This is a genomic window from Micrococcus sp. HOU01 (assembly GCF_035609305.1).
Classification (GTDB): domain Bacteria; phylum Actinomycetota; class Actinomycetes; order Actinomycetales; family Micrococcaceae; genus Micrococcus; species Micrococcus luteus.
This window is the reverse complement of the sequence record NZ_CP141211.1, coordinates 1,827,551-1,843,708: the sequence shown is the minus strand read 5'-3', so window position 1 is coordinate 1,843,708 and position 16,158 is coordinate 1,827,551. Positions and strand designations below refer to the sequence as shown.

Annotated in this window: 10 protein-coding genes, 2 tRNA genes and 1 pseudogene; 5 read left to right on the top strand and 8 right to left on the bottom strand. The window is 75.4% G+C overall.

Going from position 1 to position 16,158, the window contains the following annotated elements:
* The first annotated feature begins 6 nt into the window (after positions 1-6).
* The 3 genes and pseudogenes from rph to SOY78_RS08415 all read left to right on the top strand — a co-directional run bounded on the left by rph (position 7) and on the right by SOY78_RS08415 (position 2,600).
* On the top strand, positions 7-771 hold the full coding sequence (gene rph / locus SOY78_RS08425) for a ribonuclease PH (RefSeq protein WP_036382145.1): 765 nt from the start codon (positions 7-9) through the stop codon (positions 769-771).
* Positions 768-1,457, top strand: a complete 690-nt coding sequence (locus SOY78_RS08420) for a non-canonical purine NTP pyrophosphatase (RefSeq protein ID WP_141842636.1) — start codon at positions 768-770, stop codon at positions 1,455-1,457. The genes rph and SOY78_RS08420 overlap by 4 nt, the downstream gene beginning before the upstream one ends.
* Positions 1,454-2,600 (top strand): annotated as a pseudogene (locus SOY78_RS08415) (exonuclease domain-containing protein). The gene SOY78_RS08420 and the pseudogene SOY78_RS08415 overlap by 4 nt, the downstream one beginning before the upstream one ends.
* 5 nt (positions 2,601-2,605) lie before the next feature.
* Here SOY78_RS08415 and SOY78_RS08410 read toward each other — a convergent pair.
* Entirely contained in the window at positions 2,606-3,760 is a 1,155-nt protein-coding gene (locus tag SOY78_RS08410; protein WP_141842640.1) for an ADP-ribosylglycohydrolase family protein, read from the bottom strand.
* Positions 3,761-3,826: 66 nt separating this feature from the next.
* Between SOY78_RS08410 and SOY78_RS08405 the strand changes: the two genes are divergently transcribed.
* Together SOY78_RS08405 and SOY78_RS08400 are read left to right on the top strand one after the other, a co-directional pair.
* Positions 3,827-5,050 carry an exonuclease SbcCD subunit D gene (locus SOY78_RS08405; protein WP_141842642.1) on the top strand — a complete coding sequence of 408 codons (1,224 nt, stop codon included), beginning with the start codon at positions 3,827-3,829 and terminating at the stop codon, positions 5,048-5,050.
* Positions 5,047-8,091, top strand: a complete 3,045-nt coding sequence (locus SOY78_RS08400; RefSeq protein ID WP_317676796.1) for an SMC family ATPase — start codon at positions 5,047-5,049, stop codon at positions 8,089-8,091. The genes SOY78_RS08405 and SOY78_RS08400 overlap by 4 nt, the downstream gene beginning before the upstream one ends.
* 46 nt (positions 8,092-8,137) lie before the next feature.
* Here SOY78_RS08400 and SOY78_RS08395 read toward each other — a convergent pair whose 3' ends face one another.
* The 7 genes from SOY78_RS08395 to SOY78_RS08365 form a co-directional block, all read right to left on the bottom strand.
* Entirely contained in the window at positions 8,138-11,383 is a 3,246-nt protein-coding gene (locus SOY78_RS08395; RefSeq protein ID WP_141842651.1) for an efflux RND transporter permease subunit, read from the bottom strand.
* A 7-nt stretch (positions 11,384-11,390) separates the two neighbouring features.
* On the bottom strand, positions 11,391-12,875 hold the full coding sequence (locus SOY78_RS08390) for a malate:quinone oxidoreductase (protein ID WP_324701432.1): 1,485 nt from the start codon (positions 12,873-12,875) through the stop codon (positions 11,391-11,393).
* 105 nt (positions 12,876-12,980) lie between these two features.
* Positions 12,981-14,645, bottom strand: coding sequence for an ABC transporter substrate-binding protein (locus SOY78_RS08385; protein WP_036382125.1), 1,665 nt, complete (start codon positions 14,643-14,645; stop codon positions 12,981-12,983).
* Positions 14,646-14,693: 48 nt separating this feature from the next.
* Positions 14,694-14,774: transfer RNA gene (locus SOY78_RS08380), tRNA-Leu, on the bottom strand.
* Between the two features lie 58 nt (positions 14,775-14,832).
* Positions 14,833-15,321 (bottom strand): thioredoxin-dependent thiol peroxidase, encoded by a 489-nt coding sequence (gene bcp / locus SOY78_RS08375; protein WP_036382122.1) that lies wholly within the window; start codon positions 15,319-15,321, stop codon positions 14,833-14,835.
* An 86-nt stretch (positions 15,322-15,407) separates the two neighbouring features.
* A tRNA-Lys gene (locus SOY78_RS08370) sits at positions 15,408-15,480 on the bottom strand.
* A 67-nt stretch (positions 15,481-15,547) separates the two neighbouring features.
* Positions 15,548-16,096: a hypothetical protein gene (locus SOY78_RS08365; RefSeq protein ID WP_036312973.1), complete on the bottom strand. Its 549-nt coding sequence runs from the start codon at positions 16,094-16,096 to the stop codon at positions 15,548-15,550.
* Positions 16,097-16,158 lie beyond the last annotated feature (62 nt).

The window sequence follows — 16,158 nt, the reverse complement described above, 5'->3', positions numbered from 1 at the left end:
GAGGCCATGAGCTCTCCCGCCCCCACCGCCCCCCGCCCGGACGGCCGCGCCGTCGACGAGCTGCGCCCCATCACCATCACCCGGGGCTGGTCCCGGCAGGCGGAGGGCTCGGCCCTGATCGAGTTCGGGAACACCCGCGTGCTGTGCACCGCCTCCTTCACCGAGGGCGTGCCGCGCTGGCTCAAGGGCGAGGGGACCGGCTGGGTCACCGCCGAGTACGCGATGCTCCCGCGGGCCACCAACGAGCGCAGCCAGCGCGAGTCCGTCAAGGGCCGGATCGGCGGGCGCACCCACGAGATCTCCCGCCTGATCGGCCGGTCCCTGCGCGCCGTCATCGACCTGTCCGCCCTGGGGGAGAACACCATCGTCCTGGACTGCGACGTCCTCGACGCCGACGGCGGCACCCGCACCGCCGCCATCACGGGCGCCTACGTCGCCCTCGCCGAGGCGGTGGCCTGGGCGCGGCGCGAGGGGATCCTCGCGAAGGGCGCCGCCGTCCTCAAGGACTCCGTCGCCGCGGTGTCCGTGGGCATCGTGGACGGGGTGCCCGTCCTCGACCTGCCGTACGTGGAGGACGTGAAGGCGGAGACGGACATGAACGTGGTCGTCACCGGGGCCGGGGAGTTCGTGGAGGTGCAGGGGACCGCCGAGGGCGCGCCGTTCACCCGCGCCGAGCTGGACACCCTGCTGGACCTGGCCCTGATCGGCACGGGCGAGCTGGCCCGCATCCAGGCCGAGACCCTGGCCGCCGCCACGGAGGACCGGGCGTGAGCGTGCCCGCCGCCTCGTCGCCGGGCCTGCCGGAGGGCGCCCGCGTCGTGCTCGCCACGCACAACGCGGGCAAGGTGCGCGAGCTGCGCCAGCTGCTCGCCGGTGCCGTGCCCGGCCTCGACGTGGAGACCGCGGTGGTGGACGCGGGCGCCGTGGGCGCCCCGGACGTCGTCGAGGACGGCGTCACGTTCGCCCAGAACGCGCTGAAGAAGGCCCGCGCCGTGGCCGCGCACACCGGGCTGATCGCCGTCGCGGACGACTCCGGTCTGGCCGTGGACGTGTTGCACGGCGCCCCCGGGATCTTCTCGGCCCGCTGGGCCGGGCGTCACGGGGACGACCGTGCCAACCTCGAGCTGCTGCTGGCCCAGCTGGCCGACGTGCCGGACGAGCATCGGGGTGCCCAGTTCGTGTGCGCCGCCGCGCTCGCGGTCCCCAGCGGCCCGGACGCCGCGGGCGCCCGGGCCATCCACGTTGAGCACGTCGAGCACGGCCGCCTGCCCGGCACGCTGCTGCGCGAGCCCGTGGGGGACGGCGGCTTCGGCTACGACCCGATCCTGCGGCCCGAGGGCCGGGACGTGTCCACCGCGCAGCTGAGCCCCGAGGACAAGAACGCGATCAGCCACCGGGGGCACGCCTTCCGCGCCCTGCTGCCCTACCTGGTGGACGCGCTCGACGCGCGCCCGTGAGCGGCGGGCGGGCCCCCGTGCCGGGGCTGGACTTCACCGCGATCGACTTCGAGACCGCCAACGGCTTCCGCGGCTCCCCGTGTGCCGTGGGCGCCGTCCGGGTGCGGGACGGGGTGATGGTGGACCGTGCCGAGTGGCTGATCCGTCCGCCCGTCGGCTTCGACCGGTTCGATCCCCGCAACGTGCGCATCCACGGCATCACCGAGGACCGCGTCCTGGACGCTCCCCGGTTCGCGCAGGTGTACGACGAGCTCGCGGACTTCGTGGGGACGGACGTGCTCGCGGCGCACAACGCGGGCTTCGACGTCGGCGTCATCGAGTCCGGCCTCGAGGTCTCCGGCCGGGACGTGCCGGGCCTGGAGTTCGTGTGCACCCTGGTGCTGGCGCGCCGCGTCTACAACCTGCCCTCGTACGCCCTGCCCTCCGCGGCGCGCGAGGCCGGCTTCACCCCGGGACGCCACCACGACGCACTGGCCGACGCGGAGGCCTGCGCGGCCATCCTCGTGGACATCGCCTGGCGTGTGCTGGGGGAGCAGCCGGCCGACGCGGACGTGCTGCCGGGGCTGACCGATGTGCCAGGCCGGCCGCGGCGTCGACCGCCTGATGCGGGCCCAGGGGCTGAGCGTCAGCGTCCTCGCCCCCCGGGCGGCGGGATCGGGCGCCGAGTCGAAGGCCACCCGCCAGGCCCGGCGCACCGAGGGCGTCTTCGACGCGCGGGTCCCGCTGCGGGACGAACGCGCCATGCCGGACTTCATGCGCTGGCCGGACGAGGGCGTCAACCCGCCCCCGGACCCGACCGCCGACCCGGGCCACCCCCTGTTCGGCCAGACGGTGGTGTTCACGGGCGGCATCGGCATGTCGCGTCAGAGTGCCAAGACGCGCGCGGCCGCGCACGGTGCGCAGACCGCGAACCGGGTGGGCGCGGCCACCACGATGCTCGTCGTCGGGGACGGCTTCGAGGCCGCGGACCTGCACCGCCCGCGCGCCGAGGACGGGGCGCCGCAGGCCGTGACCACGGCGCTGGCGCACCGCAAGACGCGGGACGCCCTGCGCCGGCGGGACCGGGGGCAGGCCATCGCCCTGGTCTCCGAGGGGGAGTTCCTGCAGATGCTCGACGGGAACTGGCCGGACGCCGCGCGCTGAACCGCTCAGGTGGTCGCGGCGCTCCAGCGCCGGGCGGCCTCCAGGACGACCTCTCGCTCGGCGATCCACCCCGGGACGGAGGCCTCGGCCGCGGTGCGGTCCGCGGGGTCATGCGCGCCGAACACCGCGGTGCCGTGCGCCGCGCCGAGCACCTGCCCTGCCAGCGAGGCCGTGGAGTCGGAGTCGCCGTCGTGGTTCACGCCGATCCGCAGCGCCAGGGCGAGCGCCGCCGCCGGATCGGCCGGGTGTGCCGCCTGCGCGGTGAGCGCGGCATAGAGCGCGATCGCCAGGGCCTCCTCCGCGACCCAGCCCTCGCCGAGCGCGGTGGGGAGGGCGCCGGGGGCGCCGGGGTCGGCGTCGACGGTGCCGGCCAGGACCACCGCCGCGGCGACGGCGGCGCGGGTCTCCTCGGCCTCCTCGCCCAGGCCGTCGAGCCACGCGCGGGCGTGCGCGACCGCGGCGGCCAGGTCCAGGCCGCGCAGCAGGGCCGCGACGACGAGGGCGTACGCGCCCGCCGCGACCCACGCGGTGGGGTGGCCGTGCGTGAGGACGGCCCCCTGGCGGGCGAGGGACACGACGTGCGGGTCCTCGAGCCCCGGCACCATCCCGTACGGGGCCGAGCGCATGACCGTCCCGCAGCCCTTCGAGCCCGGGTTGTGCGGGTCGCCCGCCAGGCCCATCCCCGGTTCGGCGAGCCCGCTCAGGCACGCGGTGCCCGGCGCGCGGCGCACCTTCAGCTCCGCGTGCGCGTCGATCCAGCGGGGCGGGGCCGGGGGAGCGCCCTCGGGCAGCGCGCCGTCCTGCGTGGCGAACCAGCGCAGGCACGCGAGCCACACGCACGCCGCGGGATCGGCCGGGACGCCGTCGTTCTGCCACTCGATCCACTCGAGCAGGCCGTCGAGCACGTACAGCGTCAGCTGCGTGTCGTCGGTGATCGGCAGGGCGTGGGCGCCCTCCTGGGCGAGCAGGTCCGCGGCGTCGGTGACGCCGGCGGGGCCGTGCACCGCCGCGATCCCCGACGCGGGGGTGAACTCGACGACGCCGCCCAGCGCGTCCCCGGCGGCACCGGCCGCGAGGAGGGCCATGACCCGGTCGGCGTGCTCGGGGCCGGGCAGGGGCGTGGACGAGGAGGCGGTGGGCTCGGGCGCGGTGGCGGACATGCCGCCATCGTACGAGCTGCACCGCGTCGTGCTTATCCCGTCCGCACCCTCCCTAGAGTGGGCCGCATGATCCTGCTGCACACCTCGGACTGGCATCTGGGCCGGTCGTTCCACGGCACCGGGCTGCTCGAGGCCCAGGAGGAGGTCCTGGACGCCCTCGTCGCGACCGTGACGGAGCGCGGCGTGGACGCCGTCCTGCTGGCCGGGGACGTGTACGACCGCGCGCTGCCGCCGGCGGACGCCGTCCGGCTGCTGGACCGGACGCTCACCCGGCTGCACGCGGCCGGCGCCCAGGTGGTGCTCACGAGCGGCAACCACGACTCGGCGGTGCGCCTCGGCTTCGGCGGCGGACTCCTGGCGGCCGCGGGCGTGCACGTGCGCGCGGACGCGGTGGAGCTGGACCGCCCCGTGCTGCTCACCGAGCCCGGGGTCGACGGCGGCGCGGGCCAGACCGTGGCCGTCTACGGCATCCCCTACCTCGAACCGCGCCACCAGGGACCGGCCTGGGGCGTGGAGCCCCACCACACGGCCGTGCTGACGGAGGCGGTCCGCCGCGTCCACGCCGATCTGGCCGCCCGCCGCGCCGAGACGCCGGAGCCGGTGGCCGCCGTCGTGCTGGCCCACCTGTTCGCGGCCGGGGGCCACGGCTCCGAGTCCGAACGGGACATCGGCGAGGGCGAGCAAGTCGAGCCGGACGCCCCGCCCGAGATGCTGGTGGGCACGCTGGGGCAGGTGCCGGTCTCCGTGTTCGACGGGCTCGACTACGCGGCCCTGGGCCACCTGCACGGCCGCCAGCGGCTGGCAGAGCACGTGCGGTACTCCGGCTCACCGCTGCCGTACTCCTTCTCCGAGGCGGGCCACCGCAAGGGCGGCTGGCTCGTCCACGTCACGGGCGGGGCCGTCACCGACGTCGAGGCCGTGGACTGGGACGCCGGACGGCGCCTGGCGGTGCTGTCCGGGCCGATCGAGGACCTGCTGGAGTCCCCGGAGTTCGCGTGGGCGGAGCAGTGCTGGGTGCAGGTCACCGTCACCGACGACGACCGCCCCGAGCGGGCCCTGGAGCGTCTGAAGACCCGGTTCCCCTCCGTGCTCGTCTTCCGCCACGAACCGGCCGGCGGGAGGCGGGCCCGGGAGCGGACCTACGCCCAGGTCCTGCGGCAGGCGCCCTCGGACCACGCGCTCGCGGTCGGTTTCGTGGACCACGTCCGGCAGCGGCCGGCCAGCGGGGCCGAGCAGGACCTGCTGCGGGACGCCCTCGAGGCCGCTCGCGCGGCGGAGGTGCGCGCATGAGGATCCACCGGATGCGCGTGGAGGGGCTCGGGCCCTACGCCCAGGCGCAGGACGTCGACTTCGACCGGCTCAACGCGTCCGGCCTGTTCCTGCTGGACGGGCCCACCGGCGCGGGCAAGTCCACGGTGCTGGCCGCGCTGTGCTTCGCCCTCTACGGGACCGTGCCGGGCGGACGGTCGGCCGAGTCGCTCGTGACCACGCTGCGCGAGCCCGGCGCGGTGATCCCCGAGGTGCAGGTCGAGTTCACCGTGCAGGGCCGGCGCTTCGAGGTGGTCCGCTCGCCCAAGCACGAGCGGCCCCGCCGGAGACGCAGCGCGGCGGGAGGCGCCACCGTCACCACGCCGGCCACGGTCTCCCTGCGGGAACGCGTGGCCGGGGAATGGACGGCGCCGCTCACCCGGGCGGACGAGGTCGGCCAGCAGATCGCGGCCGTCCTGCACCTGGACGCCGAGCAGTTCATGCAGGTGGTCCTGCTGCCCCAGGGGCAGTTCGCCCAGTTCCTCACCGCGAAGTCGGATGAGCGCCGCGTCCTGCTGCGGCGGCTCTTCGGCACGCAGCGCTTCGACGGCGTCGAGGAGCACCTGCGCGGCGAGACGGCCCGGCTGGACACCGCGGTGGCCGTGGACGCGGACGTGGCCCGGACTGCGCGGGCGCAGCTGGCCGAGGCGCTCCACGAGGCGCTCGGCCCGGACTGGCATGCGCCGGAGCCGTCACCGGACACGGACGAGCGGCTGCTCGCCCTCGCCGCCGAGCGCGCGGGTCGCGCGCACGAGGACGCACGGGCCGGCCTCGCCACGGCCCGCGCCGCGGAGCAGCGGGCCCGGGTGACGGCGCGTGAGCTGGAGACCCGCGGGCGGGACCTGGCCGCGGCCGAGGCGTGGGGGCGCCGTCGACGCGACCACGACGCCGAGGCCGAGACCGCCGCGGCGCGGCGCCGCGCCGTCGACGCCCATGAGCGCGCCGGGCGGGTGCTCGCGGCCGCGCAGCGGGCCACCGCGGCGGCGGACGCCGCCGGCACCGCGTCGGAGGCGGTGACGGAGGCCCTGGCGCACGTCGAGGACGAGCCGACCGCGGCGGCGTGGCTCGCCGCCGCCCGGGCGGACGGGGCCGCCGACGCGCCCGCCTCCCGCCAGGCGCTGGGGGAGGCCGAGCGCGCCGCGGAGGCGGTGGCACGCGCCGTCCAGGACCGTGCCCGGATGGGCGAGCTGGAGCAGGAGGCGGCCGCCGCGGCGGAGCGGCGGGCCGAGATCGGCCGCGACCGCGCCGCCCTGGTCGAGTCCCGCCCCGAGCGTGAGGCGGCCGTCGCGGCACACCGCGCGGCCGTCGAACGCGGCACCGAGCGTCTCGGCGCCCGGGAGTCCGTGGACCGCGCCGTGTCCGAGGCGGCCGCGCGCCGCACGGCCGCCGAGGCCGCGGCCGCCCGCGCCGTCGAGGCAGAGACCGCGGCCCGGGCCCACCGGGAGGCACAGGAGCGGCGACGCGAGGCCGCCGAACGGCACGTCGGTCTGCTGCGTGCCCGGTACGAGCAGGCCGCCTCCGAACTGGCGGAGCGGCTCGTGCCCGGCGAGCCGTGCGCCGTGTGCGGCTCGCCCGAGCACCCGGCTCCGGCCGCCACCGCGGACACCGCTGTGACCGAGGCGGACGTGCGGGACGCCGAGCAGGCCCGGACCGCGGCCGACCGGGCCGCGACCGACGCCGAGACCGCCCTGCGCGCCGCCGAGCAGACCCTCCGCACGGCGCGCGAGGCCGCCGCCGGGCTCGCACCCGAGGCCGCGCGAGAGGCGCTCGAGCGCGCCGAGGCCGAACGGGCCGCGCTGGACCAGGCGGCGAAGGACCTCGCCGCGGACCGCCGGCGGCTGACCGCCGCCGAGAAGACGCTCGCCGGGGCCGACGAGACCGCCGCCGCGCTCGCGGCCGAGGACGGTCGGCTCGCCGAGGCCGCCGCCCACCGTGCCGCCCGGCTGACCGAGCTGCGGGACGCCGTCGAGGCCGCCCGCGGTGACGCCGAGACCCTCGACGCCCGCCGCGACCAGGTCACCGCCGCACGCCGGGTCCTGGCCGCCCTCGCTGCGGCGCAGGACGAGGACGCGCGCGCCCGGGCGGTCGCCGACGAGACCGACCAGGCGCTCACCGCCGCGCTGGCCGAACAGCACTTCGACGACGTCGACGCGGCGCGCGCGGCCCGCCTCGAGGAGACGGAGGTCGCCGCGCGCACGGCCGCCGTGCAGGAGTGGCACGCCGAACGGGCCCGCCTCGCCGAGCTCGAGGCGAGCGAGCCCGTCCGCCGGGGCCGCGCCCTCGCCGAGGCGGGCGTCGAGCCGCCGACCGAGGAGCAGACCCGCGCCGCCGCCGAGGCGCTCGCCGCGGCCGAGGCCGCGAGCTCGTCCCGGGCGACGGCGGTCGGGCGACTCGATTCACTCGTCGCCACGGTGCGTCGCCAGTCATCCGCCCTGACCGAGGTCCTGGAGCGGTCCGCCGGGCTCATCGCCGAGCACACGCGGGTGCGGGGGCTGCTCGACCTCGTCCGCGGCGGCGGGGAGAACCTGCTCAAGATGCCCCTGACGAGCTACGTCCTCGCCGGGCGGCTCGAGGAGGTCGCCGCCGCGGCCACCGAGCGTCTGCTCGCCATGACGGACCAGCGGTATTCGATCGAGTACTCCGACGCCGTGGGCGGGCGCGGGAACAAGGGCCTCGAACTCGTCATCCGGGACCACTACGTGGACGAGACGCGCCACCCGGCCACGCTCTCGGGCGGCGAGACCTTCATGGCTTCCCTCGCCCTCGCCCTGGGGCTCGCGGACACCGTGCAGGCCGAAGCCGGCGGCATCGAACTGGACACGCTCTTCGTGGACGAGGGCTTCGGCTCGCTCGACGCGGACACCCTCGACGACGTCCTGGACGTCGTGGACACCCTGCGGACCGGTGGCCGGACCGTGGGCCTCGTCTCCCACGTCGAACGGATGAGGCAGGAGATCGGCGTGCGCCTCGAGGTGCGCAAGGACCGGCGCGGCTCGAGCCTCGCGGTGCACGACGGCGCCTGAGCGACGGGGGTGCGCCCCGCCGCCCCGGCCCGCGCCACGCGTGAGGTCAGGCCCGGCGCCACCGCCGGCGGAGGCGCTGCCGGAGTCGGCCGAGGCGTCCGGCGTCGAGCTCGGACGGGGCCGCCCAACGCTCCTCAGCCCGGCGCGCCTGCTCGGCCGCGCGCTCGGCCGCGCGCTCGGCCGCGACGCGCTGCGCCTCCCGCTCGGCCGCGACGCGGCGCTCCTCCTGCAGGCGGCGCTCCCCGCGGACCTCGGTGAGCCGGTACAGCACGGGCACGAGCACGAGCGTGAGCAGGGTGGAGGACACCAGGCCGCCCACCACGGCCACCGCGAGGGGCTGGGAGATGAACCCCGCGTGCCCCGTGATGCCCAGGGCCATCGGGGTCATGGCCAGGATGGTGGCCAGGGCCGTCATCACCACCGGGCGCACGCGGTTGAGCGCGCCCACCTCGATCGCCTCGTCCAAGGTCATGCCGCGGTCGCGGCGGTACTGGTTGATCAGGTCGATCAGCACGATCGCGTTCGTCACCACGATGCCCACCAGCATGAGCAGCCCGATCATCGTGGACAGTCCCAGCGGCGTGCCAGTGGCCAGCAGCGCCAGGAACACGCCCGTGGCGGCGAAGGGGATCGACACGAGCAGCACGAGCGGCTGGCGCAGCGAGTTGAACGTCGCCACCATCACGACGTACACGGTCGCCACGGCGGCCAGCAGCGCCAGCCCGAGGTCCCGGAACGTCTGCGCCTGCTGCTCCGCCGCGCCGCCCACGGCCGCGGTGACGCCCTCGGACAGGTCCAGCTCCGCCACGGCCTGCGTGACCCGGCGTGAGACGGCCCCGAGGTCCTCGTCGTCCGGGGTCACCGTGACGACGGCGGTCCGCTCGCCGTTCGAGGACGTCACCCGGGCGGGCACCGGCACTCGCGAGACCTCGGCGAGGTCCCCCAGCGGCACGGGCCCCTCGGCCGTCTCCACGGGCACCTGGCGCAGGGCGTCGAGGGACTCGACCGGCTCCGGGTCACCCAGCTGCACCGCGAAGCTCTCGAACCCGAAGCGGACGTCGCCCACGGGCACGGCCTGCAGGGCGGCGGCGGCCTGGCCGGCCACCGCCTCCTCGGTCAGGCCGAGCCGGGCGGCGGCGACGGTGTCCACGTCCACCTGGAACGTCGGGCGCAGGTCCGAAGCCGGCGTCGTCACCTCGCGGGCACCCTCGACGGGCCGCAGCGCCTCGGCGACCTGATCGGCGGCCGCGGTGAGGGCCTGCGGGTCGGGGGCGGAGACGGCCACCTCGATGTCCTGGCCGCCGCTCGGCCCCTGCTGCGTGGAGACGGACACGTCGCCCACGCCGTCGAGACCGGTGAGCTCGGCGCGCACCCCGTCCTGGAGAGCCACCTGGTCCGCATCCGGGTCGGTCACCACCGTGAACCGCGCCCGGTCCGCCGAGGAGCCGCCGAAGGCCCCCATCGGACCGGCGGCGGTGCCGGCCGTCCACTGGACGGTCTCGACGCCGTCGGTGTCCAGCAGCACGCGCTCGATGCGCTCGGCGGCGGCGGCCGTCGTCTCCAGCGACGCCCCCGGCTCCTGCTCCGCCGTGACGACGAACGAGTTCTGTCCCGAGTCGCCCAGGAGGTTCGTGGGGATCAGCGGGACCAGCGCGGCCGTGCCGGCCAGCAGCGCCAGGGCGGCGGCGAGGGTGACCACGGTGTGCCGCTGCGTCCAGCGCAGCACCGGGCGGTAGGCCCGGGTGAGCCATCCGCCGGCCGCCACGGGCCGGTCGCCGGGGACGGCGGGCACGGCCGTGGTCTCGGCCCCGCGCCGTGGGGCGCGCAGGAACCACCAGCACAGCACCGGCACGATCGTCAGGGCGACGACGAGGGAGGCCAGCAGGGCGACCGTGGCGGTCACGGCGAAGGGCCGGAACAGCTCGCCGGCCAGGCCGCCCACGAAGGCGATGGGCAGGAACACGGCCACGGAGACGAGGGTGGAGGCGGTGATCGCGGTGGCGACCTCGCGCGTGCCGTCGAGGATCGCGGTGCGCCGGTCGGCGCCCAGGCCGAGGTGCCGGCGGATGTTCTCCACCACCACGATCGCGTCGTCCACGACCCGGCCGATCGAGATCGTCAGCGCCCCGAGCGTCAGCGTGTTGAGGGAGTAGCCGAAGGCCGCGACCCCGATGAGGGCGGCCAGCAGGGACAGCGGAATGGACACGGCGGTGACGAGGGTGGAGCGCACCGAGAGCAGGAACACGGCGATCACCAGCACGGCGAACGCCAGGCCCAGCAGGCCCTCCTGGAACAGCGTGTCGATGGACTGCTGGATGAACGGGGCCTGGTCGAACACCACGGTCAGGTCCGCGCCGCCGCCGACCAGGGACGCCAGCTCCGGCAGGGCGTCGCGCACGGCCTGAGAGACCGCCACGAGGTCGGCGTCCGGGGTCGCGGTCACGGAGACGGACAGCGTCGGCACCCCGTCGGTGCGGGTCAGCGAGGTGGGGGCCGCGGCCACGAGGGTGACGTCGGCGACCTCGTCCAGGGTGCGCGGTTCGCCGTCGCCGGAGGGAGCGACGACGATCCCGCGCAGGCCCTCGAGGTCCTCGACGGCGGCGCCCGCCTGGACGGGATAGGTGGTCGCGCCCTCGGTGACCTGGCCGACGGGGAAGAGGCCGGCGTTCTCCTCGAGCGCGTCGGTGATGTCGGAGGTGGTCAGCCCGGCGGCGGCGAGCGCGGCCGGGTCCGGGACCACGGAGACGTTCTCGTCCGTGCCGCCGAGCACGTCGGCGCCGCGGACGCCGTCGATCTTCTGCAGCCGCGGGGCCAGGACGTCCTCGGCGCGGCGGCGCAGGGTGTTGAGGTCCTCATCCCCGGACAGGGCGAGGAAGACCACCGGGAAGTCGGAGACGGAGCCCGCGAAGGACGAGGTCTCCGCCTCCTCCGGCAGCTGCGGCCCCAGGTTGGCGACCACCCGGTCCACCTGGGACCGGGCCCGGTTCAGGTCTGTGCCGTAGGCGAACTCCAGCTGGACCGCGTTGAAGCCGGACTGCGACGTGGACCGCGAGGATTCGAGCCCCTCCACGGCCTGCAGGGCCGTCTCGAGGGGCTCTCCCACCTGCGCGTCCACGACCTCGGGGGACGCCCCCGGGTAGAGCGTCGACACGGAGATGACGGGCAGCTCGAGCGGGGGGATCAGCTCCCGTTTGAGCTGCCCGGCGGAGAGGACGCCGAACACCGCGATGAACACGGTGACGAGCGCCACGAGCGCCCGCCGGCCGAGTGAGAACCGTGCGAGCGCTCCCATCACGGCGTCAGGCCAGCTTCAGTGCGGCGTCCGTGGCGGTGCGGACCTCGTCCAGCAGCGCCGGGTTGTCGTTGAGCGTGTGGCCCAGGGACGGGATGAGCTCCTTGAGCGTGCCGTCCCAGCCGGCCATCTTCGCGGGGAAGCAGCGCTCGAGCAGCTTCACCATGATGGGGGCCGCGGTGGAGGCACCGGGCGAGGCGCCGAGCAGGCCGCCGAGCGAGCCGTCCGCGTGGGCGACGACCTCGGTGCCGAACTGCAGGACGCCGCCGAAGCGGCCCTTGCGCTTCATCACCTGCACGCGCTGGCCCGCGGTGATCAGCTCCCACTCGCCGCCGTCGGCCTCCGGGTAGAACTCGTGCAGCGCGTCGATCTTCTTGTCCCGGGACTTCAGCACCTCGGTCACGAGGTACTTGGTCAGGTCCATGTTGTCCTTGGCCACGTCCAGCATCGTGCTGAGGTTGTGCGGGCGCACGGACAGCGGCAGGTCCAGGTAGGAACCGGTCTTGAGGAAGTTCGTGGAGAACCCGGCGTAGGGGCCGAACAGCAGGGAGCGCTTGCCGTTGACGAAGCGGGTGTCCAGGTGGGGCACGGACATCGGAGGGGCGCCGACGGCGGCCTGGCCGTACACCTTGGCCATGTGCTGGTTGACCACGGACTCGTCCGTGCAGCGCAGGAACTGGCCGGAGACCGGGAAGCCGCCGAAGCCCTTGGCCTCGGGGATGCCGGACTTCTGCAGCAGGGGCAGGGCGCCGCCGCCGGCACCGACGAAGACGAAGCGGGCGCGGTCCACGAGCTCGGAGCCGGCGGCCTTGTTCTTGACCTTGACCTCCCAGCGGCCGTCCGTGCCGCGGGTGAGGCCGGTGACCTTGTGACCGAAGCGCACCTCGGCGCCGGCGCTGGCCATGGCCGTGATGAGCTGGCGGGTGAGGGAGCCGAAGTCGACGTCGGTGCCGCCGGTGTTGCGGGACGCCGCCAGGCGCTGGCCCGGCTCACGGCCCTCGATCAGCAGCGGGGCCCAGGCACGGATCTGCTCCGGGTCCTCGCTGTGCTCCATGCCGGCGAACAGCGGCTGGGCGGACATGGCCTCATAGCGGGTGCGGAGGTAGTCCGCGTGGTCGTCACCCCACACGAAGGACATGTGCGGCAGCGGGTTGATGAAGGACTTGGGGTCCTTGAGCGTGCCGTCCGCCACCAGGGAGGACCAGAACTGGCGGGTGGTCCAGAACTGCTCGTTGATGCCCAGCGCCTTGGTGACGTCCACCCGTCCGTTCTTGTCCATGGGCGAGTAGTTCAGCTCGCACAGGGCGGCGTGGCCGGTGCCCGCGTTGTTCCACGGGTCGGAGGACTCCAGGCCGGCCTGATCGAGGCTCTCGTACAGGGCGATGGACCAGGTGGGCTCGAGCTTCTGCAGCAGCACGCCCAGGGTGGCGCTCATGATGCCGCCGCCGATCAGGACGACGTCGTGGGTGGCGGTGGACGAGGTGGTGGGCACGGTCAACTCCTGAAGCAGAACGACGGCGGGTGGGCGCAGTGCGACCAGGCCGAGCAGTGGCGGTCGGGCCGGGCGCCGTGATCTCCCACTGTACTACCGGTGCGTTCAGCCTTCGGTCAGCCTGACGCGCGAGAAGGGCTCGTCCAGCTGCGGCGACGTCGGGTAGGAGGCCACGCGCGGGCCGGTGGCCAGGGCCGAGATCGGATAGACCAGCGGCAGCGCCGGCAGGTCGAGGGCCATGGCCCGGACGACGCGGCGGAACAGGGCGCGGCGCGCGTCGTCGTCGGTCTCGGCCGCGGCCGCGTCCACGTCCTCGACGACGCGCGGGTTGCGGTAGCCGGTCTCGGCGCGGCCCGAGCGCGCGAAGGGCTCGAGGAACGCGTGCGGGTCGCGGTAGTCGCCGGTGCGGCCCATCAGGTGCAGGGCTCGGGTGGGTCGGGAGACGACGGCGTGCAGGTAGTCCTGGTCCTCCGGCACGGGCACGGGCACGATGTGCATCCCCACCGCGCCGAGGTCGCGGGCGACCATCGCGTAGACCCGCTCCGGCTCGGGCAGGGAGGGGCGGGCCGTGCCGGCCGGGTAGAGGAACTCCAACGGCTCCCCGTCGTATCCCGCCAGGCCGAGGAACTCGCGGGCCCGGCCCGGGTTGACGTCGTAGCGCCGCGCCTCCTCGTCGCCGACGCCGAGGGAGGGGGGGACGAGGTCGTGGGCCAGGCGGGTGCCCTCGAGGAAGACGTCGCTGCCGGCGATGCGCGGGCGGTCCACCGCGTACGCGATCGCCTGGCGCAGGTACTGCGAGCGCACGCTCGGGTGGTCCAGGTTCATGCCCACGTAGAGCACGCCCAGGGGGTCCCGGGGCAGCACCTGGGTGCCGGCCTCGACGAGGGGGCGCAGCTGGCCGGGGGCGACGACGTCGATCACGTCCGCCGTGCCGCGCCGCAGCTCCCGCAGGCGCACGGAGGCCCGACCCCACGCCTGCACGGCCACCGGGTACGCCGCCGGATCGGAGCCGCGGTGGCGGGCGCTGGGGACCAGGATCGTCGCGCCCGAGGCGCCCGGGTGGGCGCGCGTGAGCTCGGCGGTCTCCGCGGCGTCGGCCCAGCGGTAGGGGCCGGTGCCGGCGGGGGTGGTGACCTCGGAGCCGTCCACGTCGACCGTGCGGTCCCACGAGGCCGGCGAGGAGATCGCGAAGGCCGGCGAGGCCAGCGCGGCCGCGAGGTGACGGCGGGGGGAGTGCAGGCGCAGCCGCACCTCGAGCTCGCCGCGGGCCTCGACGCCGGCGAAGGCGGAGTCCGCGTCCCCGGCGTATCCGCCGAAGGCCGAGACGAACGAGGAGGGCGGGGCGACGGTCCCGTCCACGGGCGCGGGGGCGGCGGCCCACCGCTCGATGTTCGCGACCACGGCGGCGGCGTCGCACGGCTCGCCGTCGTCGAACACCACCCCGGAGACCAGGTGGAACGTGTGGAGGCGGCCGCCGTCGGACTCCTCGTGCCGCTCGGCGAGGCGGGGCGTGGGGGCGCCGGTGTCCGCGTCCACGCCGAGCAGCGTCTCGAAGACCTGGCGGATCAGACGGAAGGACTCGACGTCCAGCGCGCGGGCCGGATCTCGCGTCAGCGCCCGCGCCGGGGCGCCGACCACGAGCAGTCGGCCCGGGCCCGAGGAGGTCGGGGCGGCGGAGGACGGCGCCGCGGGCGACGTCGTGCAGCCGGCCACGCTCAGGCCGAGCAGGCCCAGGCCCCCGCCGAGGAAGGCGCGGCGAGTGGGCTGCATGGCGACCTCCTCTGGCAGGTGACGTCGGGGTCGGGCGGGCCCGGGGAGTGCGGGCGGGGGGACTCGAACCCCCACGTCCAGGACACTGGAACCTAAATCCAGCGCGTCTACCAGTTCCGCCACGCCCGCGCACACCCCGCGCGGGCGGGGCGAGGCCCGATCCTACCGTGCGGTGCCCGGGCGCGGATCAGGCCTCGTCGAGGCCGAGGGTGCGGCGCAGTCGCGCCACGTGGCCGGTCGCCTTCACGTTGTACTGCGCGTGGGTGACCTTCCCGTCCGGGCCGACGACGATCGTGGAGCGGATCAGACCCTCGAAGGTCCGCCCGTAGTTCTTCTTCTCGCCCCAGGCGCCGTAGGCCTCGGCCACCGCGTGGTCCTCGTCCGAGAGCAGGGGGAACGTCAGGCCCTCCTGCTCGGCGAACCGGATGATCCTGCCGATCGGGTCGGGGGAGATCCCCAGGACGACGTAGCCGGCCGCGGTCAGGGAGGCGAGGCTGTCCCGGAAGTCGCAGGCCTGCGTGGTGCAGCCGGGCGTGGACGCGGCCGGGTAGAAGTAGACGATCGTGTGCTTGCCCGCGCTGTCGCGCAGCGAGACGGGCCGGCCCTCCTGGTCCTGGAGGGTGAACGCGGGCGCCGTGTCGCCGGGCTGGAGGCGGTGCTGGGTCGTGTCGGTCATGGGCCCCAGCCTACGGTGGGCCCGGTCGGGGAGCGGGGACGACGAAGGCCCCGTCTCCGTGGAGACGGGGCCTTCGCTCCGGTGGGTGCACCCCCCGGGACTCGAACCCGGAACCTGCTGATTAAGAGTCAGATGCTCTACCGGTTGAGCTAGAGGTGCAGGTGCCGCACCGCCTCTCGGATCTCTCCGGTGCGCCGTGCAACGAGGTGAAACCCTACCAGGGGTTTCAGACGCCGTGCAAATCGGGGGGCGTGACGTCCGTCGCGTCCGTCTCCGGGGTCGCGTAGAGGCGGTCCAGCTCGTCCATGAAGGCGGTCATGAAGGCGTGGAAGTCGGTGGCGTCCTCGGCCTGGTCGAGCTCCGCGGTGCCGTCCTCCGTGAGGTCACCCACCGGCACCCGCGTGTGCTCCGGGACGTCGAACCACGTCCGGAAGCCCGTGACGGTCTCCACCTGATAGCCGCTGCCCGTGTCCGCCACGGTGGCCACGTTGGCCAGCCCCACCTCGACGACGTCGGCGCGGTCCGCGGAGGCCTCGGTCACCGGGCCGTGCGGATCGTCCTCGGCCACGCCCGGCGCGCGGCGGTCGTGGTCGTCCGGGGTGGAGGTGGGGTCGAACGGGCACAGCAGCATCTCGAGCGGCTGGTGGCGGTAGCCGATCACGAGGGGGGAGGAGGAGCCCGAGGGCTGGCCGTAGACGACGTTGTAGTCGCCGTGGTTGAACACGCGCGCATCGAAGACGCGGCGCAGCCGTCTGTGCAGGGTGGGCGTGTCCATGGGCCCAACGTACGCGGACCCGTCCGCGCGTGTCATGCTGCGGCACCCGTCACACGGGGACG